General features: G+C 40.6%; 14 protein-coding genes. All 14 read right to left on the bottom strand.

The window, feature by feature from the left end; translation table 11 throughout:
• Positions 1-58: 58 nt before the first annotated feature.
• Entirely contained in the window at positions 59-1480 is a 1422-nt protein-coding gene (locus tag INQ51_RS10210; RefSeq protein ID WP_233377872.1) for a sialate O-acetylesterase, read from the bottom strand.
• A 21-nt stretch (positions 1481-1501) separates the two neighbouring features.
• Positions 1502-2833: a hypothetical protein gene (locus tag INQ51_RS10215; RefSeq protein WP_233377873.1), complete on the bottom strand. Its 1332-nt coding sequence runs from the start codon at positions 2831-2833 to the stop codon at positions 1502-1504.
• Between the two features lie 240 nt (positions 2834-3073).
• On the bottom strand, positions 3074-4636 hold the full coding sequence (locus tag INQ51_RS10220; RefSeq protein ID WP_233377874.1) for a hypothetical protein: 1563 nt from the start codon (positions 4634-4636) through the stop codon (positions 3074-3076).
• 44 nt (positions 4637-4680) lie between these two features.
• Positions 4681-6216, bottom strand: a complete 1536-nt coding sequence (locus tag INQ51_RS10225; RefSeq protein ID WP_233377875.1) for a hypothetical protein — start codon at positions 6214-6216, stop codon at positions 4681-4683.
• A gap of 268 nt (positions 6217-6484) precedes the next feature.
• A complete protein-coding gene (locus INQ51_RS10230; protein WP_233377876.1) occupies positions 6485-8296 on the bottom strand; it encodes a RagB/SusD family nutrient uptake outer membrane protein in 1812 nt (603 codons plus the stop codon).
• Between the two features lie 11 nt (positions 8297-8307).
• Entirely contained in the window at positions 8308-11622 is a 3315-nt protein-coding gene (locus INQ51_RS10235) for a TonB-dependent receptor (protein ID WP_233377877.1), read from the bottom strand.
• Positions 11623-11831: 209 nt separating this feature from the next.
• Complete coding sequence (locus INQ51_RS10240; RefSeq protein ID WP_233377878.1) at positions 11832-12899, bottom strand: FecR family protein; 1068 nt, start codon at positions 12897-12899, stop codon at positions 11832-11834.
• Positions 12900-13053: 154 nt separating this feature from the next.
• Positions 13054-13641: an RNA polymerase sigma factor gene (locus tag INQ51_RS10245; protein WP_233377879.1), complete on the bottom strand. Its 588-nt coding sequence runs from the start codon at positions 13639-13641 to the stop codon at positions 13054-13056.
• A gap of 236 nt (positions 13642-13877) precedes the next feature.
• The gene (locus INQ51_RS10250) at positions 13878-15932 is read right to left on the bottom strand and encodes a DUF2264 domain-containing protein (protein ID WP_233377880.1); all 2055 of its coding nucleotides are present in this window, start codon (positions 15930-15932) and stop codon (positions 13878-13880) included.
• Between the two features lie 722 nt (positions 15933-16654).
• A complete protein-coding gene (locus INQ51_RS10255; RefSeq protein WP_233377881.1) occupies positions 16655-17332 on the bottom strand; it encodes an SGNH/GDSL hydrolase family protein in 678 nt (225 codons plus the stop codon).
• Positions 17333-17367: 35 nt separating this feature from the next.
• Positions 17368-18705, bottom strand: coding sequence for an MFS transporter (locus INQ51_RS10260; RefSeq protein ID WP_233377882.1), 1338 nt, complete (start codon positions 18703-18705; stop codon positions 17368-17370).
• A gap of 36 nt (positions 18706-18741) precedes the next feature.
• Entirely contained in the window at positions 18742-19614 is an 873-nt protein-coding gene (locus INQ51_RS10265) for an HAD-IIA family hydrolase (protein ID WP_233377883.1), read from the bottom strand.
• A 5-nt stretch (positions 19615-19619) separates the two neighbouring features.
• A complete protein-coding gene (locus tag INQ51_RS10270; protein WP_233377884.1) occupies positions 19620-20936 on the bottom strand; it encodes a sn-glycerol-1-phosphate dehydrogenase in 1317 nt (438 codons plus the stop codon).
• 19 nt (positions 20937-20955) lie between these two features.
• Entirely contained in the window at positions 20956-22191 is a 1236-nt protein-coding gene (locus INQ51_RS10275; protein ID WP_233377885.1) for an MFS transporter, read from the bottom strand.
• Positions 22192-22371: the final 180 nt, after the last annotated feature.

Below are 22371 nucleotides of genomic sequence, written 5' to 3' on the forward strand. Positions count from 1 at the left end.
TCAAAAAATACGTGGAAAATAATTAACATAAAATGCTCTAATAAAAACACAACCTGTACTAATTGTCCCAAGAATCTGTTCTGAAAGATGATACAGGCAAACCATTTGTACCAAATAATGTTGCCTTAAAATAATTTTTCCACCCATAACGTATAGCAACAGGCTCTGACACTTTTTCTGATGTTAGAGTAACTACGTTATCGAAATGAACATCAAATTGCACTTCTGCGGGGTAAAACTTTTTGTCGGATCCGGCAATTTCAAACCCTGTTCTTTCATTCTCATTAAATGCCACTCCCATAGGAGAATCAAAAGAAACAAGTATCTTATCCTGCTTGATTTCAATGCTTTTGTATTGTGGTGACTGATATTCAAGAAAATCCATTCCATAGGTTTTTCCCAGGGCCAAATAGGCAAAGCGCTCCCCAACTTCTCTTTTTTTCGGAGGATGAATGCAAAGCGAATCACCAACATCTAACAAAACGACCATGCCAGTGTTTGGCTGTTTGCTTGCTATCTTTAATTGGGCTTCTCTCATCAATGCACTATGAGGTGCTTTATCCATATTTTCATAAGCGAAAGGAGCAATCTGTGCAAAATAGATTGGAAAATCTCCTATGTCCCATCTTTTTATCCAATCGTTATGCATCGCTTTAAAAAGGTCTGGATACTGTTTGTAGATATCGCGGTTTGATTCTCCCTGATACCACAAAACACCTTTTATACCATATCCTGTAATTCCATTGAGCATCCCATTAAAAAGAACTGTGGGAGTTTGCATTTTCACTTTATTGTCCTCTTCATTTTCTGGCAGCTTAATAAAACGGAATGGAGTTAGGGACTCTTTAGACATCCATGCTTCTATTCTTGATCCTCCCCACGCACTAACAATTATACCGATGGGAACATTTAAGGTCTTCTGAAGTTTTCGGGCGAAGAAATAAGCAACTGCAGAAAAACTGCCTGTTGTATTTGGTGATGCTATTTGCCAGATGCCTTGCACTTCATCTTGTTCCTCGAGTGTACTCAATTGTTGAACGCCAAAATATCTCACATAATCGTTTTCCGAATTAACAATGGCATCAAGCGATCCATCAACTCCCTGATTAGGTGCTCCCCTCAATGGAAATGCCATATTGCTTTGCCCACTGCACAACCAAACTTCACCTATTAATATATGATTAAGTGACTGCATCTCTTTACCAGATGAAACTGTCAGATTATGTTTCTCATATGATGCCTCAGGTGTTTTTATTTTAATCTGCCACGTGCTGTCTTTTGATGCAATATTTAAATAAGTCGTATCAGACCAGGATACTAAAATTTCAACCTTTTGTCCGGGTGCTGCTTTACCCCAAACAGCCACGTCTGTTTGTTGCTGCAAGACCATGCCATCAGCAAATAATCTGGGCAATGAGATTTGTGCCGACAGCGAAATTGAAAATGAAATGACTAAAATGAAAATTGTTATTTTATGCATAACTTATTCCTTTTAACATATTTATTTTCGAGGTAATAGAAATAACCGCCCTGCGCCAGAATTTAAGGAAATCTGTAATCCGTCCATATCTGGGCTGTCATCAATAATGGTGGTCTCTAATCCAGAATTTTGATCGATCTCAATTATCTCCTCCGGATTCGCATCAAAAACAACTGTTGGCCAAGCAGTATAAGCATAGCTATAATTATTGATAAGCACTGCTCTTCGTCCATCTGAATGAATAAACTCACCTATTAAATAATCTCCCTCTGTCAGTTCTGTAATACAAGTTCCTTTAAGAATCTTATTTGGATTATCATTTCTGGAAACCCGATAAACTCCAGTACTTTCCAAGTTCATTAGGACATTTCCAAGATTTTTAATGCCAAGATTGATGCGCTTTGCTTCTTCGTAGTGTCTTGTTTTTCTCCCATCAACGGTAAGAATAGCTCCCCCTTTTTCAAAGATACTTCCATGTGAGCCAGATGGACTTTGATAACAGAAATAAAGTATCCCCTTAGCCCCATATGCAATTGATGTATACACCTGCCAACGAAGTTGAGCCTCTGTTGGATCAGAATGCTGTCCGAATGGCATAACATTGAAAAAGTTCCAAAATGGTATTCCTTTTTTCATAGAAACTTCTCGAAGTACTTCCAGGTTTTCACAATATCCTGTTCTTGAAATTTTTTCTATTAAAGGATTCTCCTTATCCAGTACCCAGTCACTCGTATGATCAAGGTTTAATGCAGATATATCTGGCTCCATATATGGATAATGATCCATGCAGAGAACTTCGGGATTTACCTCATTTACAAAACGAGTAACATGTTCTTCATAACTTGCGGTTCCCAATTGTTCAGAAGAGGCATAATTAGGGAAAAGATTTATAAAAGCTAGCTTTCCTGGCCGATTCGTTTTCAAATAGTTGACCATATAACTTAGATTTGGAAAGTCTTTCGAACTAGGTTCATCTCTAAGCATATAGCCCCAACAAGCATCATAATCCGGAAAACTTTCGTGCCGCATTACTTCTGCGCTTGCCTTTCTCCCTTCCGTAGCTCCTTTAACAAAACCAGGAAGAGAAACAATAGCAGCCATTCCATATTTTTTGCAAAGCTCTAATTGTTTTCTCACATTGGCCTCAGTATTAGCACCAAATCCTCCCATAACAACGTTAAAATGAGCATCAGCAATTTCTTTATAACGAATATCCATTTTATCATCAACAGGAGGATCATACCAAAAACTAATTACAAAACGATCTTGCTCAAATCGAACTTCTTTTTTCTTATCAATCGGAACAAACCCAAGCAGCAAGAAGCCTATCAAGGGTAATATTTTGGTTGTCATATACAAAAATTTAATGGTTTATCTAAATTGATTCTTTACTAATGGTCTATCACCGTTATTCGAATGATCATATATAAAAGGCACTCAAAAGTCTAAAAAGTGTAGCCAATAGCATTATCTTTTCTATTAACTGATTTTCACGCAGAGTATCTCTTATTCAGTTAGCCTATATCTTATATAGACATTTTATCTTCCAAAAAAATAATTAGAACAAAGACCTACTGCATCGACCTTACTAAATCAATTATTAACGATTGCGTTACCTATTATTTTCTGGACTTTTAGCGAAAGAGGCAATTGATCAGGCTGTTGATGTGTCCATAGTCCAAAATTCCAAATGCCTTTGATTTTATTATTTTGAAGAGCGTAGTTGTAAAATTTCCAATTCATTTCAGCAACTTCGGCATCAGTTTCTGTTCCTTGAAAAAATGTTTGAGGGACCAGAAATATATCTTTTTCAGGCTGAGCCTGCATCAAAAGATTATTCATATTTTCAATCTGGTCAAATTTATTTAGTGCCACATATTTATCTGCTCCTACCCAATCAATATTACAATTAATATCAGAAATGCGAGTGTCTTCAGTATCTTCAATGGTAGGATATGCAAAAACAGTAATAATTGGCATATTCGGTAAATCAGCTCGTATCTGATCCAAAACCATGTTGTAATCATCCACATTTATATTGGCGGCCCAAAACGGCTCATCTACTAGATAGATAGCCCTTATTTTGTCGATATTGGCTTTAATATGAACAAGTTTTTCAGCCCATAATGCCTGCCAATTGGAATTAAGTGCACCATCTGAGCCTCCCCAAAACTCCCACCTAGCCTGTAATACATGCTTTTTTTCATTTGGCAGATCATTTCTAATTTTCTCGATAAAATTGAAGTTGGTATAAGCCGATACTTCTGTTAAATGTTCCCCATAATAACCAGAAGCCCAATAATATCCATAATAAAGCAAGTGGCTTTCGCTTTGACTGAATCTTGTAGAAACAATCACCTCATCAATCCAGGATACATTTCCGCTTTCCTTTTCGATCTCAGCTCCCAAGAATAGATAAGCTGTTTTAGGCAGGTCTTCGTCTAAAACTGCCGAGATTTCCTGACCATTAATATGTCCAACTAATTGTCCAGGGGTTATGATTAACATTACCTCATATTCATCTGCGTCAGAAACTGTTCCTGTAACTGTTTTTTGATTTCCATTCTGATATACTTTTACCTCGCCATTAGAAGCGATTGAGAACCCAAACTGAGTTGCTTTTACATACCCTTTTTTTCCAGTAACTGCATCCAACATAAATGAAGTCCAACTATCACTTTCTCTGTCTTCTTTTATTGGATTTGTAACAAAACTTACTTTATACCCATCATCAGAACCTGATTCTATTGGGTCAAGCAACATTACAGCTGCATTTTCGACATGAAAAGAGATAGCATTGGGCTTTGCGGGATGATTTACTTGAGAATACCATTGAGAAGGATGTTTTTCAACTTCTTCCCCCTCTTTTCTTGTCCACAAGCTACTTTTTAATGCACCATGCAGTCGCCTGTTTTCCAAATTATCGTTTAACCCCGTTTCCGGGGTAGTTACATCTGCATCATCAAAAGTTTCAATAAGTTTAAATTCCCAATCATAAGAACTCGCATTGGGTACTATTTCATCAATAATTCTCTCAGCACAGCCATTATCTTCCGTTGGTAATTCTTGTTGCGGAATATCATCAGATTCCTCACTACAGCCAAAAATACTGACCAAAAGAAACAGATAGTATAATCTTCTATTTATATTTTTCATTTATTATTCTTTTCTATAATCCATTGATTGATTTTTCTGAAGGCTTAATAAAGGACTATTGCCTTCCCGATTAATTTTTGTACTTCAAGAGTCAAAGGGACTTCAGAAGGCTGTTGATGTGACCATAAACCAAAATTCCAAAGACCTCTTACTTTATTATTACCTAATGCCGCGTTGTAAAACTTCCAGTTTATCTCAGCAACTTCAGCATCGGAAAGCGTACCTTCAAAATGAGTTTGAGGGATTAGAAAGATATCATTATCTGGCCTGATATTCATTAAAAGATTATTCATATTGACAACCTGATTAAAATTGTCAATAGCAACATATTTATCAGCTCCAACCCAATCAATGCTACTGTTTATTCCTGCAATACGAGTGTCATTAATATCTTCCACTGTAGGATATGCAAATACAGCAATCACTGGCATATTGGGTAAATCTGATTTTATCTGATTCAACACCGTATTATAGTCGGAAAGGCCTACATTCACGGCCCAAAATGGCTCATCTACAACATACAATGCCTTTATTTTATCAATATTCTGATTAATATCCGCCAAAAGAAGATTCCATTGAGTTAACCAATCTGGTCTAAGATTTCCACTTGAATCTGCCCAAAACTGCCACCTTGCTTGCAAGACATGTGTCCTTGTATTTGGTGTACTTGATGTTATTGATGCTATGAAATTAAAATTAGTGTAATCTTCTACCTCACTTAAATGTTCGCCATAGGCTCCAGAAGCCCAGTAATATCCGTAATGTTTAACATGACCTTCTGTAGTACTATGTTGAGTGTTAATTACCAGATCGTCAAACCATGAAACATGCCCACTTTGATTTTCGATATACGCACCTAAAAACACATAAGCAAAAGCAGGTAAGGACTCATCTAAAACCGCTGTTACTTGAATACCGTTAATTGTGGCAACTAATTGGTTGGGCATGATATCTAAAACAACTTTATATTCTGCTGCCGGTGTTACTATCCCGTTGACACTTTTTGAATTCCCATTTTGAAAAACCTGAACACTACCATTAGAGCCAATAATAAAAGCAAACTCAGTTTCAGTTGCATATCCTTTTTTTGAAGAATTCCCATCCAACATAAATGAAGTCCAGCTACTATTACTTACATCCCCTTTTACTGGATCTGTTGAAAAACTCGCTCGATACCTTGTCGCAGGACCTGCAGCAATCTGCTTATTTAACATGACAGCAGAATGCTCTAAATGAAAGGACAGAGCATTGGGATTAAACGGATGATTTACCTGGGAAAACCATGGCTGAATTATTTTTGCATACCAAGTCCCTTCTTTTCTTATCCAATTGGTATTTTTCCATGGTCCGTATAATTGTCTGTACGCCAAATGATCATTTAGCCCATAATTGTTTGAAACGTCAGCACCATTAAAATTGTCAACATACTCAAACCCCCAATCACAATCAATAGTGCCCGATTTCAACATATTTTCAGAGTTGTCCCCGATGACAATCTCATCCTGTTTTATTGAATCATCTTCCTTATTACAACCCGAAAAAATAAGAACTGCTACCAATAAAATATATAGTCTTTTCATCATTCTATGTTTAAAAATTGATTGTTCAAAAATCTATACACCTTGCCCTTTTTATTCCAGAAACTAAAATCCGGGCAACCCATAACACACCTATAACCACATGACGACCAAACAACTACACTCATTCCTCTCTATGATAGAAACATAAGAGATTAGATAAAGGAGAAAGAGTACTTCCCCTTCATCTAAATTTATCTCTCAGTTTCTGCTATTTTGTAAGAACTGCCAATTATGCAAATTAGAAATTGATCATTTTCTAATCGCCTCACTATTCATAGCCAGGGTTCTCAATCAAATTAGAATTTTGCTGTGTGCGTGTTTTGGTAATGGGCAAATAATAGTAGTGGGACTCAAAAACAGGAGTAACATTGGGTCCCCCATCAATATTCTCGATCACTTGTAGTTGGAGCTTTCCCGAAGCATAATCACGAACATACCTTAATCCGGTTTGCCGTTTGATAATTTCGGTTTCGGCAATCCGCCAACGCCTGAGATCCCAGTATCGATGTCCTTCGAACGCCAGTTCTACCTTTCGTTCTTTTTTTATTAGTTCAAACGAGATATCCCCCCTTGGAGCCACACCAGCCCTGTTGCGTATCGCATTAATAGCACTTAATGCTTCGCCAGGTTTATTCAGTTTAAATGCAGCTTCTGCATAATTTAGTAATACTTCTGCAAACCTGAAGATTTGCCAATCTTGCTTTGAATCAAAACCATAAGCAAGATTATTGCGACCTTCATCCAGGTATTTTAACAAGCCAAAGCTAGTGTATGGTCCATTTTTAAGTGCCTGCATACCTTTATGTGTAATGCCAAGGTATGCCCCATTTGGGTCATTTAGTTCGGCTCCATCAACTATTAATGCCTGGTGCCAGTCGATTTTTCCTCCCTGCCATGGTGTGCCATGAGTATAAATTGTTCCCAAAAAGCGAGGCTCCATTTCTTGCCAAATTTCATTATCATCCCATAACTTTCCTTCCAAAGTCTCCTTGGATAAATCAGGAGCAGTACCATCCGACTTCTCAAATGTGGAGGCAATAAATGACAAGTAAGGTTGATTTTGATTGCCATTACTCCATCCATGAGGCATTGGAGCCTGCATAAAATCCCAATACCAACCATTTCCACCAGCAAATATCATATCCTTAGTATCATGCGCCGCAACGAAAATAGCTTCAGGATTACCTTTAATCATAAAAACGTCTCTGAAATTTTTCACCTTATCAGGGTCAACATCGTAAAGGTTGTGAATGCCATCATCTATAATCATTTTTGATGCATCATAACTTTTCTGATAATATGATTGAGCCTCACTTGCAGGAATACCAAGTAACCCATCTAACTGCACATTACCATATTCCGCAATGCTACCTGCATACAAAGCTGCCCGTGATTTCAAGGTAAGTGCTGCATACATAGAAGCCCTCCCGGACTCTGCAACTTCAGGTAAGTCATTATAAACATCATCTATTTCGGAAATTACAAAGTCATACGACTCTTTTTCTGAGTTTCTCTTAGGGTGTAAACTTTCCTCGGTATCTGACAGTGTTTGTGCCTTTATAATGAGCGGTACACCGCCATATCTTCTTACCATCGAAAAATAATTATAGGCTCTTAAAAATCGGGCTTCCGCAACCAGCCTACTTTTTTGTTCATCGCTTAAAGGAGAATTGGGTACGTTCTCAATAAAATCATTTAACTGGCGTATAATTACATACGCATTCTCCCACCATTCCAATAATCCGCCATTAACAGTAATTCCACCAAACCGATAGTTAGACCAACTGTTATAAAATCCCCATGTTCCTTCATCCGAAATATTGTTTATTAGAGAAGCTCCCACCTGAGCTTCTATAGTCCACCCCACTCCCGAACGAATACCAACATATTTATCTGGTGTTTCATTCTCAAAAATACTCATCATACTATAAGAGCCAGCTAAATGAGCTTCAATAGCCTTTATATCAGACCATACAATATTATCGCCAATAATATTTAAGGGTTCTTTATCCAGAATATCATCCTGACAGGCGCTAAAAACTAGTAAACCTGCTAAAAAAAGAAAAACTATATTCTTCATCTTAATCATTTTTAAAATTTCAAACTTACGCCAGCCATAATAGTCTTCTGCTGAGGATAATACGAAGTAGTTGGCTGTCCATCCTGAACAGCAAAAGGCGCTTCTGCATCTATATCATACTTATTCAACTTTGACAATGTCAAAAGATTTGTCCCCCCAATAAAGAATCTAGCACTTTGGATGTTTACTTTTTGTGTCAAAGATGTTGACAGAGTATAACCGATGGTAAAGTTTTTCAATCTTACATAGTCACCTTTAATAAAATTACGATCGGATATATAATTAGGACCGGCGCCTCCAAGTCTTGGAATTAAAGCATCAGCATTATTGTTCTCCTGAGTCCACCTATTTTCAAAAAAGGTTTTAGAAAAGGATGTCAAAGAAACTTGCTTATAGAAACCAAATGCACCTTGAATTAATGCCGACAAGTCAAAATTATTATATGCAAAATTCATACTTACCCCAGCTGTCCAGTTTGGAATCTGACTTTTACCAATTTCTACCTGGTCTTTCCAGTCTAGCACTCCATCAGTATTGGTATCTACAAATTTTACATCGCCCGGTTTCAACACCGGATCTCCGGGATATGAGAAAGTCAAATTATCAATTTGTTCCTGGCTTGTAAATAATCCATCGGTAATGTAACCAAATGTACGATCCACCCACTGTCCAGACAATTGTCTAATTCTCTTACTGTCCGGATCGGTATACTCTATCTCTTCAACGTGATCCCACTTCGCCCTTTGCCAACCAATATTTGCAACCACATCCCACTTTAGCTGATTGTGTTTACCAGAAGTTCCAACCTTTATTTCAAAGCCTCTACTATTTTGGCTATTCAAATTTTCTAAGGGTAGTTCAATCCCAAATGTAGATGGTAAGCTGACTGTTCTTCTTGCAAGCATACCCGTTCTTTCACGGAAAAACACATCCACCTCTCCAAAGAGTTTACGATTAAAGAAAGAGTAATCAAGACCGGCATTATATATAGCCATTTCTTCCCAAGAGAATGCTCCATCAGCAAGGCCTCTGGCCGTAATCCCCATAACCGGTACGCCTCCCCAAAGAGCGGGCATTAAGGTATTGGTATAGCCAGCTATGTATTGAAAATCACCAATTCGATCGTTACCCGACTTTCCATAACTTATTCTAAGCTTTAAATTATCCAGACTACTCATTTCTGCCATGAAGCCCTCTTCACTCATGCGCCATCCAAATGATACGCTGGGGAAATAGCCCCAACGCGACTCTGGGGAAAACTTAGCAGATGCATCTGCACGTAAAATTATCTCTGCCAGGTATTTCTGTTTGTATCCATAATTTAATCGACCAACATAGCTTACACGTCCCATCTCACTCGCAGATCCATCGTTACTTTGGGTACTTGAGCTACCTGCGAACATTTGATCTAAAGTAGGAAATGAAAAATCAGATCTTCGTGCTGAAATATAATTATACTTGGTAGAAAAGGTCTCGTAAAGTGCAATTACACTTACATCATGTTCCTCATTAAAAGTATTCTTATAACTTATCGAAAACTGACCGTTCATAGAGATAGTTTCTGCCTTTTGCTGAAATAGAGGAGAATCAGGGTTAAATTGCGAAGCAAGAGTATACGCTTCTGTATCGGTATTATAGGTATACAAATTAACAGGCCTTGCAAAAGATTTTAACTGATGAGCAATTTGTTTGTAGTTCCCAAATGCTTTAAGCGAAAGACCTTTTACTGCCTTAACATCATAATTCAACTGAACAGAACCTGTAAAAGTCTGAAAATCATCGTCAGTATAGCCTCCCAACTCCCTATTTGACTGAACAAGGGCTCCCCCTGTCTGAGATCCAGAATAAGGTATTTTTGTAGGATCGGGTAAGTTATCAGGGTACATTGGCTTATTATTATATAAATCAGCGAATAAATAACCGCCCCCGTTTTGCGGCCGATGTGTCGAATTTATATCATCAACAATGTATGACAAGGTAAGGCCCATAGATAAATTATCAGTCACTTTTGCATCAAGGTTTGTCTGAAAGTTATACCTGTTGTAATCTCCTCCGTTCTTTTTCCAAAAAGATTCCTGATTCATTGTTCCTAGAAATGCATAGTATTTTACAGCCTCTGATCCACCCCGCAAGGATAAATTATAATGTTGCATAGGAGCATAATCCCGTAATATTTTACCTGCCCAATCAGTATTATAGAATCCTGGCTCCCTTGCCTCGTAATACTTTTCAATCTGCTCCGGTGTGTAAGGAACTGTTTCTTCTGGTTGTCCTGACTGCAAATGTTGCTCAGCAATTAAAGTAGTATACTGCCCAGAATTAAGTGGCTCCTGAAAATAAGTTGGTCGTTGTAGAGTGTAAGTACCATTCACCGTTATAGTTGGCTTTCCCTCTTCTCCTCTTTTGGTTGTCACCAGAATCACGCCATTTCCAGCTCTTGCCCCATAAATTGAAGCTGCCCCGTCTTTTAGTATAGTTACACTTTCAATCTGACTGGCATCAATATTATTGAAATCAGATTCGATACCGTCGACAATAATTAAAGCATTGCCAAATCCCCGAATACTTAAGTTGGCAGCATCTCGTCCTGGCTGACCACTTGCTTGCTGGGCAATTAACCCAGGTAATCTACCAGTTAAAGCATTGCTAGATGAAGCGACTGGTACTTTTTCTAAATCATCGGCTTGAATACTCGCTATAGATCCTGTTATATTTACCTTCCTCTGTATCCCATATCCTACTGCGACCACTTCTTCAATGCCGATGGCATCCGATTTCATTGTTACATCAATATTAGTTTGATTTGCCACCTTTATTTCCTGAGAGAGCATACCAACAAATGAAAACTGCAAAGTAACACTTACGTCAACATTTGATAATGAGTAGTTACCGTCAGAATCGGTAGTTGTACCATGAGCAGTACCTTTCACTACCACAGTAACACCGGGTAGTGGCAAACCATCAGGATCGGTTACTTTGCCCGAAATTGTTTTATTCTGCAAAGCAGCAACATCGCTACTTATATCAGGCGTGGTAAGTAAAATAAAACGGTCCTTTACCTTGTAACTTACATTCGTTCCTGCAAATAACTCATCAAGAACTTCTTCAATTCTTTTGTTTTTTAAATTAACCGAAATCTCGCGTTTTACATCAATCAGCTTTTCACTGTACATGAAATAAAACTCACTCTGATTTTCAATACTTTGCAGCACCTCTTTTACTGTACTGCTTTTCTTGTTGATATTAAGCACTTTTGTTTGTGAATAGGTTTTGCTAGCAAATACGCTAATAACTGAAATTAGCAGTAAAAAGATAGTTAGTTTCATTACGTTTAGTAGTTTTTGTATTCGAGGATACGTCTCTCGAAAAAAACAAACATTTTTTTTCATAGTTTTGTATTGTTAAGATTTGAAAATCCCGTTTGATTCGACTCTGCGGGTAAATTTTTAACATTCAAGGAGGTGTTGGCGCACTTCCTTGTTGCTTTGGTCAAAATAGTTTTAATTCATTGTTTCATAGGCTGATCGCTTTTTATTTAAGATTTACGCTTTTCTATTTCTATTTTTTGTTTTGAGAAACTACCATCAGGCAATTTGATCCTTGGGAGCCGCTTGTAAGTTATCGGCGTTGTTTCTGTCATCAGATCAAGAATAAGAAAGAGCGGATCATTCATAAACGTAACGGTATAAGTTAACTCCTTCACGTCGTCGGCAACTTCAATATCCACATTAAACTTGCGGCTAAGTTCCTTTGCTACCAAAGTTATTGGAGTATTATCAAACACCATTTTCCCATCCTTCCAGGCTACGTACTTACCTGTGTTCCCTTTGAAAGAAGTCGTTTCTCCTGAATTCAGATTATAAATAACATGCTGGCCGGGAACCATTGTACCAACCGACTCGATTTTTTCATCCGGCAACATTTTTTCAATTACAACTTTTCCCTCTACAAGTGTTGTTGAAATAGTATTATCGCCGGAATAGGCCTGTACGTTGAACTCTGTTCCGAGTGCCTTTATATTTAACTTCCCGGTTTTAACAATAAATGGTTGGTCAGGATTATGAGCTACATCAAAATACCCTTCCCCCGACAAGCTAATTTCCCGCGAGTCGCCATTGAAACTTCGGGGATATTTAATCCGGCTTCCATAATTGAGGCTTACTTCTGTTCCGTCAGAAAGCTGAACAACTGTTTGGGATCCGATGGGGGCAATAACTTCAAGAGAATCTACCGCTAAATCGGCAAATTTATGTAAATGAAAATCATTGGTTGAAAACAAGTAAAGCACAATGCCTAACAGCGGAACAAACAAAATTGCCGCCGCCCGGCTAAACCACTTTGCCACTTTTGAAAAGGTAACAGTTCTACTTTGTGCGCTTCTTTGATTTTGAAGATTAATCTCGTGGTGAATCCGATCAAGCAGTGCTCTGTACTTTTTTTCATCTTGCGTGTTCGGTACGGGCTCAAACTCACGCCAATGGTCAGAAATCCATTTTTTGCGTTCCTGCTCTCCCGATTGTTCTTCCATCCACCTGGCGATCTCTTCGAACTCTTGGTCAGAGCATTTATTATTCAAATATTTTATTAGGATTTCCTTATTCATTGCCACTTTAACTTTGTACCTCCCCTAAACCGGGAGGTACTAAAACACTAACTAATCTAACTAAACCCGTGAATTTAGAACATAATATCCAATCGGGTTTAATAATAGTACGCACAACTAAAAGAAGATAACTAAGGAAAAAATGTCTTTTTTTTCAAGACAAAAACAAAAAGAAGAATAACACACTGACAACCAAACCACTATCAATATTATTTTTTAAGAATTTCAAGATAGTTACCAGGTGATTATTTACTGTACTTTCTGAAATATTCAATTTTTGGGCTATTTCAGCATGTGTCAACCCGTCTTCCCGGCTTAACTCAAAAATCTCTTTCTGACGGGGAGTTAACCGCTCCAGCAACGACTTTAACTGATCATTTAGTTCTTTGAATTGCAATTCATCAATGACCTCTTCTGCTCCTTCTATTTGCTGAACCGATTTCAGATACTCCCTTGATTTGGCCTCGGTCATCCTTTTCCTAAGCAGACTCATGGTTGCATTGTAGGCAATGGTGAACAAAAAGGATTCAAAGGATGCGTAAACATCCATTTTATCCCTGGAATTCCAGATTTTTATAAAAACCTCCTGCACAATTTCTTCAGCATCCTCTTCCTGCTTTAAATACATCAATACGAAACCATGCAGTTTACGGCAATACTTGTTGTAAATAGCATCGAATGCCACTACATCTCCCTTCTTCAGAAGTTTAACTAGTTCGCTATTTGGTCTATTCCCCTTCAAAAACTGACAGAATTACAAACGAAGCAAAGGTATCGAATCAAACATAAAAATCAATAGTTAAAAGAATTTACACTCTTTTTTCTGTCCCCGAAACATTCGAAAACAAACCATTCTCAAAAACACTGAAACGACGAAAGAGCAACAACAAAAAGCGTTTAAAACTAACGTTCTAAACGCTTTTTATTTTTATATCAAATGCTGAAAACTATTAATCAGCTATTCCTAATACTCTCTCACTAGCACGAACGCTTGCCGTCAATGTTTTTAAAATCGACCAGGTATTTTTCTCCATTATTTAGGGTAATGGAAGCTCCCAGCGGTGCCAGTCCCGGAGTGATGTCCATAATATCCAGCTCTTTTACGGGCGACAGTTCTTCCTCCGTCCATTCGCTGTCATCCGTTTTGTGAAGCATGGCCACAATCATCAGCTCCATGGATGGATTTTTCTCCATTCGCTTTTTCCGGGCATAAATCACGGTGCTTTCCTCAGCTTCGGCATTGCAGTTGGCATGGACCAGCGAATGCAAACTATCCCAGCCCGAATAACAGATCAGAGCCACTTGTCGTCCTTCGATCTTCGCGGTTATAATCTTGCGTCCGTTCAGTTCAAATTGTTTTACTTCAGCCTGCTTTCCGTTTAAATGCGGAAGGCCAAAATGCCCCAAAGTAAGTTCGTATTCAAAAGCCAGGCGCGAGCGGTCTACGCGGATAAGTCCACCCGGAAGCGTTATTTCAGCAAGATCGATGATGTAGCCAACCCCGTTGTTGGGTGGTTTGCGCATAATGGCCTGCCTGTATAAAACGCCTTCTTCCACCCCATTAAAAAACATGCTTTGAGAAATCGTGAAAGCCCGGTTCTTTTCCGAATCGTTTGCCACCGTCAAACCGGTTAAATAGAAGTTTACATCGTCGCCGCGAACGTCCCTCGGGTCCTGGCTTCGGTAACTGTATTCCATCGATGTTCCCCCTTGCGGGTCGTGATCTTCCCAGGGAAAATGTGTGTTGTAGACCAATTTTGAATAGTTGGGATCGTCGTAATAAACCTTGCCCGGAATAATCTCAGAAGCGCCGGTTTTCCCGTGATTTACCAATACAAGCCCCGGACTTTCCAAAACAACTTTATGCGAAGCACCGCCCAGCGTTTCCCACATACCCTCGTTTTCTTTGGCTGTCCAGAATGGAGAATCGTCGGGCAAAGCCAGGCAAATAAACGGCAAGAACATTAAAAACGGGCTGCCTGCACAACTGTAATTTTGAACCATGTATTCTTTCTGCCCGTAGAACCCTAGACTTGGAACATCGTTGCAGAAAAACTCTTCGCGCGTTACAAACTGCAACAACGATCCCGAACATAAACGACGTGCCCACCCCGCATCGAGCGTTGTTTTTTCCTTCAGCATAAAGGCTACCGGAAAAGCTCCAGAAACCCAGGTCCGGTAACAAATGCTTCGCGACCACATATTGATGTAACCATCGCGGCCGAAAAAGCTGGTAATCGATTCCATCAGTTTCTTGGCTGAATTCTCAATAATCCCGGCAATTTCGGGGTAATATTCATCCCCAAAAGTCCGGTTCCAGATAGTGGTATAAACGATAAACAAACTTATGGAGTAGTAATTATAGGTTTGTTCGAGGTACCAACCATCACCTGAATGATACGATGCCACCCACATTAAATGGCTTTTCAGTAAATCGTCGTCGATTTCATAGCCGTATTTCTTCAGGAACGACAAAGTAACAATGTTAAAAATACGCCAGTTATTTTGGGTAGTCCGGTGGTGTGCCCATTTCGAAATAGTCGGGATCATTTCGGCTTTCTGCTCTTCGGTAAAATGATTCCAGACGGTGTCGGGCATCAGAAGCAACGTTTTAAACAGCCCTCCAAACTCGCAGGTAAACTGGTAATTTGAATCGGGCAGATCTTCCGGAAATGGCAAGGAATTTACGTTTCCGGGAGTGAAAGCCCGGTACAACTGTAAGCAATAATAATCCCTTAGGTTGATTCCGTTGATGGTCGTTTCGGGATCGACATGAATAAGCGGCCCAGCCAAGGTAAAGGTTCTTTCCAGCACTTCAAACTCTGCCGAACGGTAACGCCAATCAGGCGCATTGGGTTGCGGATAGGTTTTGCCCGGAATAATGGGAAAATTCAGCGGTGTTTCAATACTGTCGATATGCGTAAAAGCCCTTTCCAGCATGTATTTGGCCAAATCAATATAATGCTGTTTGGTCATTCCCGTAAGTGGGCTCAATTCAAAATCGGGGTCTTTTACTTTAAATGCGTTTTGCATAATCTTACTATTACAGGTTCCTAACGGATTATTGTCGTCCTGAAAATAATACAGGACCTATCTTTTCAATCGTTTTAACACATTCAAAAATAGACCAAGTTTTCGTCTCTCACTAGTACTTAGTTTGCATGTAGAAATACTATGTTTGCGGGAATACTGTAAGTATTTTTGAAGAGAAGACAGAAGAATTTCCCTCTACATCAAATACGCAAAAGAGGAAACGGAGTGATTTTCAGCCAAAAAGTTAAAATCAGCCAAGCAATATATCTCCGTTACAATAATATTCAATAAAATTTCGTACCCAACCGACTTGCGGTAGCAGGTTCTTCAGAGAAATAAGATGCTTTTACCTTTGCTAAACTTTGGCTTATCAGCCGGATTTTACTATTTGTCATGACACAAATAGTAAACACAAAAGCCTAGGCTGCGTCCGCTTCGCTCGAAAAAGCTACGTGTTATCGACTAAGAGTTCTGAACTCGTCGTACCTCCTCAAACAACCGAACTCTTTTAACGTCGACTTCACTTGTTTTTCGGCTCACCGCCCGAGGCCAAATTTCACGTTCACTGCTTCAACGCCGATGGCCTATTTTTATCGATCCTTGAATCGGAACCCAGGGTTAGAGAGAGTGGGAAGCTCTCCGACTGGAGAACTAACATAAAACAAAACGGGCTACCTGCAACCAGTGCAAATAACCCGTTAATTCAAACTGTTAAAAACTAATTACTTATTATTTACATGTGGCTCAACTAATTCTTTCCATTTTAAATACCCTTCGCCCATCAAATGCAATCCGTCGTTTGTGTAGTCAGGATTTAATTTCACCTCTGACTCGTCGGTAAAATGACTGAAAAGGTCGATGTAAGTAATATTTTTGTCCGAGGCAAGCGCCTTCAGTTTTTCATTTATCCCGGGCACCATCTCCCATCGCGAAACATGTTTTTTATAATTATCAAACGCATCGTTAACAGGCAACACGCTTTGCAGGTAAATGCGCGTTTTAGGACTTTCCTGCTGAAAGCGTTCAATGATTGAACGAATGTTGCCCACAATGGAATCGGCCGAAATACCACGCGAAACATCGTTAATTCCGATTAACAGGAAAAGCTTGGCCGGCTTTCCTTCTACAATAGGATCCAGACGATCTAATACTCCCTGCGTAATATCGCCACTGATTCCCCTGTTTTTTACCCGGGGATTATCAAAAAGCTCAGCCCATTCAGCCCCGTCCGTGATGCTGTTTCCCAGAAAAATAATATCCTTCTTGCTGGTTGGCAGGTTTTCAAACAAGCTGGCCCGGCGCTCCCAGTAAACGGAATACTTTCGCTCCTGTGCCAACGACGCTTTCACCCCTGAAAAGGCTATAATAATGATCAGTAGTCGAATAAGTCTTTGCTTCATTTTTCTTCGTTTTTAGTGAATAATCGTTATTCTGATCATGCTTTTTTTTCTTCGATATAACCAGAATTCCAGGTAAAAGCGAAGAAAATGGTAGCAGCAATACCGGAAACTACCAGAATGAGAAAGCCCAGAGACCAACCATAGTGGGTTACCAGGTAACCAAGTCCCCAGCCCGACAATACGGTACTTAAGTAGGCAAACAAACCGGTAAGCCCGATGGCCGTAGCCGCGGCTTTTTTTGTAGCCAGGTTGGCAGCAATAATTCCAACCAGTGCCTGCGGCCCGTAAATAAAGAAGCCCACAATACAAAGCAGAACACCGTAAAAGAACGGACTTTCGTTTGGCAATTTCCAGAAGAAGAAAACGGCGATTGAACAGATCAACATATAAATAAGGGCAGCACGTCCTCCGCGGCCTTTAAAAACTTTGTCCATCATCCAGCCGCTCGAAAGCATTCCCAGTATCCCAAATCCTTCGTAACCAGCCACCAGCCAACCGGCTTTCTGCAGCTCTACATCCTTCATTTCGGTTAGAAAAGTTGGCCCCCAATCCAAAATGGCATAGCGGATGGTGTACAAAAAGAAGTTAGCCAAACAAAGAAACCAAATGGCCGGGTTACCAAAAACATGTTTCCGGATGAAGCGTTTGAAATCGCCTTTCTTTTTCTCGCCCTCTTCCGGCTTCACTTCTGCTTCTTCGTTTTTATACTCTTCAACCGATGGAAGCCCCAACGACTCAGGTCTGTCGCGATGACGATTCAAAAGAAACAGCACCCCCACAAATGCCAAAGCAGCCGGCACAATAAAACAGTACCGCCAGTCGTATACCACCAAAAAGCTGTTTAGCACTAAAACCAATGCAGCCCCAATGGAGTGTGAAGTATTCCAGATCGCGAATTTAACACCCCGCTCGGAAGGGGCGAACCAGTTGGTTAAACTGTTGGCGCAGGGAGGAAAACCCATGCCCTGAAACCAGCCATTCAGCAACCAGAAAATACCAAAAGCCAACACACCGCTACTAAGGCCAAAAAGTAAACTCATGGAAGCCGAAAAGAACAAGCCCAGCGCCATAAAGTAACGCGGGTTGGTTTGGTCTCCAAAAAAGCCGTTCACAAATTTCGAAATCCCGTACACCACTCCATGCAGTGTCAGGAAAAGTCCCAGGTCAGCCTTCGAGATTCCCAAATCCGCTTCAATGGCAGGCATTGCAATCGAGATGTTTTTCCGAACAAAATAAAACATCACATAGCCAATCATGGTCGTGTACAACACCCGGGTCCGCCAATACTTGTATTTGGCATTCAACTCACTCTTATCAGTAATGGTCTGCTCTGCTTCCGGAGCCGGCCGAAGAAAACTCAATATATTCGTCATCGTTTTAATTTGTAGTTCTATATGGTTCAGTCGCTTTTAATGATTTGTCCACGAGAGCTTTAATAATTTGCCAAATGTTTCGATAGTAGGCGTCACCAAACTGGGTTTTGGCACTGCTTTTTCAGCATCTTCCCTTGTTGCCTCACCCGACAATACCAGCACTCCTAAACAATTGGCTCGATGCGCCATCAAAATATCGGTGTAAATCCGGTCACCAACCATGGCAACTTCATCGCTTTTCAGATTGTGTTGCTCTAAAATACCGTTCAGCATTTCGGGTTGAGGTTTTCCTAAAACAACATCAGGCTCGCGCCCAACCGCCTTTTCAATCGCCGCACAAATGGAACCGCAGTCGACCAATACCACCGGTTCGTCTGTCGGACAAACATAATCGGGGTTGGTGGCCACATACAGTTTTTTGTGTGAAACCCACCAGGCAGCACGCGACAGGCGATCGTATGCCAGCGTTAAATCAAAACCAACCACAACGGCATCCGGCTCCTCCTGCGGATCGTCTGGAACAGATTCAAATCCCGCCAACTCAAACTCATGAATCATACTTGCAGTTCCCAGAATAAACAAGCGTTTTACTCCCGGGTGATTTTTCTGTAAATAATCAATTGTGGCCTGGGCAGTGGTGTATAACTCGTTTTTTGCAGCTACTATCCCCATTTTTCGCAAATGCTTCAGGTAATCTGCATTACTTTTCGAGGGGTTATTCGTTAAAAATGAATAGCCGATTCCCATTGCTTTCAGATCGGCCAGAAATTGCCCGGTATAAGGGAACAAGGTATTTCCCCTGTAAATGGTGCCATCCATATCCAGCGCCACATGCCTGATCTTTTGCAAATGGTTGTACAAAGCCTGCTCATCCGGGAAGGATGATAAAAACACATTCTCGTCCAACATAACTTCTATTCAAATATTTCGTTCAACCATTGGTCCAGGTAACCCGTTCTCAAAGCAATATCCAGAACCGTAAAACGGGAACGGATATATGAAGCCCGGTAAAACGATTCTTTCAGGCGCTCGCGGGAAATACCAATTTGCTCGGACTCAACCGGAGCTCCAACAGCCACTAATCTTTTTTCGACCTCTTCTGAAGGAACCAGCTGTTCGGTCAGTCGGGCTTTCAATACCGGCCAGGTTGTTTTTAGTTTTAGCAGCTGTTCCCTCAACGCATCTTTACCAATGTACTTATGCTGAGTCTGTGTCAATGCGGTTTCCAGAAAGTCGGTATTCTGAAATTTCTCTTTTATTTTTTGTTCCCACACGGGCCATTCATCCCACTGCTCGCAACAAGCTTCCACATCCAGCAAATCCAATGGGGTTTGAAGCATTTTTTCATATAAACGGGTAACAGCTAAAGTGGCAATTCCCACCTGAAAACCATGCGATGGCGTTTCCCCTTCATAAATATGATGCTCCATGTTCCATAGGTGGCTGAACTGATGTTCGGCCCCGGAAGCCGGACGGCTGGTTTGCGACCACTGCATGGCAAAACCGCCTAAAATCAATCCTTCCACCAAAGGAGTAATTGCCGTTAATTCGCCATTCTTAGCTCCTTCCGGATCGGCCAGGGCCTCCTTTAATCCATCCTGAACAATTGACCACGCCCGCGGATCAATCGGCTCCACCTCCAACACATCTGAAATGATCCAGTCGGCACCAGCGGTTACTTTTGCAAAAAGATCGGCATATCCTGAAGCGGTCATCAACGGAGGAGCCTGCCTGATGATTTCGACATCAGCCAAAACAGCCTGGGGGGCCGGACATGAAAAAGTTTGCTTGGCTCCCTGAAATGTAATAGAAGCACCAAAAGCTGTGTATCCATCCATAGACGCAGCTGTTGCCACACACATATACGGTCTGTCGGCTCGCGCTGCTGCCAGTTTTGTCAGGTCGTTCAAAGTTCCGGCCCCAACCACCACAGGAATGGCATTATGTTTTTTTAAAGACGCTTCCAGCTTCTCTACATTTCCAAATTCGGCATACGGCTTAGGTTCGTCATAAACGAAGGGCTCCATCTCGGTCATTCCCTCTTTCTTCAAACACTCGTATACCTTTTCTCCTGCTACCTTCCAGGTAGTCTCATCACACACTACAACGGCTTTTCGTCCTTCAAAATTGGCCTTAAACAAACCGGAAACCTGTTCTAAAATATTCCTGTCTATCAGCAAAGCCCGCGTATCCCGAGCCGAATCCAGTGCTTCTTTTACATTCAACTTCATCTGAAATATCTAATTTGTATTACATTGTTTTTGCATTGTTCGGAAGGGTAATAAAACGAGTGAGCAAGGCACTTACCAAATAAAGTCCGGCAAGCAACCAAATTACTCCTTCACTTCCGATTAACTGATAAAAAACACCCACCAGCAACGGACCGACGAACACCGGAAGCCCGGCCCCCAGGTTTAAAACAGCCATTGCGGCGCCTTTGTCTTCTTTCACCAGTGAAGGTACCAAAGCCGACAATGGCACATAGCCTGCCAGCAAGGCTCCCCACAAGGTTCCGGCAGCCATCACAATCCAGAAATTACTGTTGCCAAACACCGGGGAATAATAAAACAACAGCGTGCTTATTGCGCAACCAACACCTCCAAACCAAATTACGGTATTGCGCCAGCCAACGCGGTCGCCAACAAATCCGAAAATCAGGTTGAAAATAATATTACCTGTAAAAATGGTTCCCCATATCTGCAACCATTCTGTTGTGTTAAATCCATGTTCAGCCATGTACAAAGGCAAAAAGACGGGAAATGCAAATTGCGCGGTAGTATTAATCACCCGAACGATCCCGCCCAGCAAAACTTTGGGCTCGTCACGCATAATGGTGATTCCCTTCATCAGGTCTTTCATTTTCGATTCTGCGCCTTTTCGTTCCAGTTTCGTGTACTTATTCAGCACCAGGGCAAACAGCGCCCCAATCAAAGCCCAGAACACACTCGTCCATAAAGTTGAAATGTGACCAAATTGAATGATGGCCCAACTCGAGTAGTAAGCTCCAAGCACATTAAGACCACCGGTAAACACAAACCAGAACCATCCAACCGCTCGTCCCAGTTGTTCTTTGGGAGTGCTGTAGGTGATCCACACCAAAAAGGCATAAGCAAACAGCGGGTAGCCAAAACCACGAACAGCATAGGTTACCAGCATCACCGGATAATTCAAATCCGGAATTCCCAGTCCAACAAATCCGACAGTTCCCAATAAGTATAGCAGCAGCCCGTAAAACATCGTTTTTCGGGCTCCATATGTTTCAGCTAGCACGCCCGAAAACCAGGACGAAATGGCAATTGTAATTCCATACACCGTAAATAAAGCAGCTGAAGCCTCCAGGCTCAGTCCCCTCTCAATTAAATAAGGGCTTAGCCATCCTTGCTCAATCCCATCTCCCATCATGAAAATTAACACTCCGAGGTATCCCCATGATAGATGTTTGGGTAAGCCGGCATGACTAAAAAAAGCGCTTGATCTGTTTTTCATCGTTTAGTTCTGGTTGGATTTCCTTTTATTAAGACACTATTTTGCGAGAGAATCAAACATAACCACTTTTCTACGACCGATACTTCTACTCTGGCTGTCTTTTGTATGCCATCTCTCATCTAATCAAAAACGAAACTATTTTTTTAATATATTTTCTTTTTCTTTCCTTTCACCATCCAA

The organism is Maribellus sp. CM-23, assembly GCF_021354595.1.
In the GTDB taxonomy this organism is placed as follows: domain Bacteria; phylum Bacteroidota; class Bacteroidia; order Bacteroidales; family Prolixibacteraceae; genus Draconibacterium.

What these genes read in the sequence shown, in the direction of transcription:
- INQ51_RS10210 (WP_233377872.1), bottom strand. Translation starts at nt 1,480, where the DNA reads ATGCATAAAATAACAATTTTCATTTTAGTCATTTCATTTTCAATTTCG.
- INQ51_RS10215 (WP_233377873.1), bottom strand. Translation starts at nt 2,833, where the DNA reads ATGACAACCAAAATATTACCCTTGATAGGCTTCTTGCTGCTTGGGTTT.
- INQ51_RS10220 (WP_233377874.1), bottom strand. Translation starts at nt 4,636, where the DNA reads ATGAAAAATATAAATAGAAGATTATACTATCTGTTTCTTTTGGTCAGT.
- INQ51_RS10225 (WP_233377875.1), bottom strand. Translation starts at nt 6,216, where the DNA reads ATGAAAAGACTATATATTTTATTGGTAGCAGTTCTTATTTTTTCGGGT.
- INQ51_RS10230 (WP_233377876.1), bottom strand. Translation starts at nt 8,296, where the DNA reads ATGAAGAATATAGTTTTTCTTTTTTTAGCAGGTTTACTAGTTTTTAGC.
- INQ51_RS10235 (WP_233377877.1), bottom strand. Translation starts at nt 11,622, where the DNA reads ATGAAACTAACTATCTTTTTACTGCTAATTTCAGTTATTAGCGTATTT.
- INQ51_RS10240 (WP_233377878.1), bottom strand. Translation starts at nt 12,899, where the DNA reads ATGAATAAGGAAATCCTAATAAAATATTTGAATAATAAATGCTCTGAC.
- INQ51_RS10250 (WP_233377880.1), bottom strand. Translation starts at nt 15,932, where the DNA reads ATGCAAAACGCATTTAAAGTAAAAGACCCCGATTTTGAATTGAGCCCA.
- INQ51_RS10255 (WP_233377881.1), bottom strand. Translation starts at nt 17,332, where the DNA reads ATGAAGCAAAGACTTATTCGACTACTGATCATTATTATAGCCTTTTCA.
- INQ51_RS10260 (WP_233377882.1), bottom strand. Translation starts at nt 18,705, where the DNA reads ATGACGAATATATTGAGTTTTCTTCGGCCGGCTCCGGAAGCAGAGCAG.
- INQ51_RS10265 (WP_233377883.1), bottom strand. Translation starts at nt 19,614, where the DNA reads ATGTTGGACGAGAATGTGTTTTTATCATCCTTCCCGGATGAGCAGGCT.
- INQ51_RS10270 (WP_233377884.1), bottom strand. Translation starts at nt 20,936, where the DNA reads ATGAAGTTGAATGTAAAAGAAGCACTGGATTCGGCTCGGGATACGCGG.
- INQ51_RS10275 (WP_233377885.1), bottom strand. Translation starts at nt 22,191, where the DNA reads ATGAAAAACAGATCAAGCGCTTTTTTTAGTCATGCCGGCTTACCCAAA.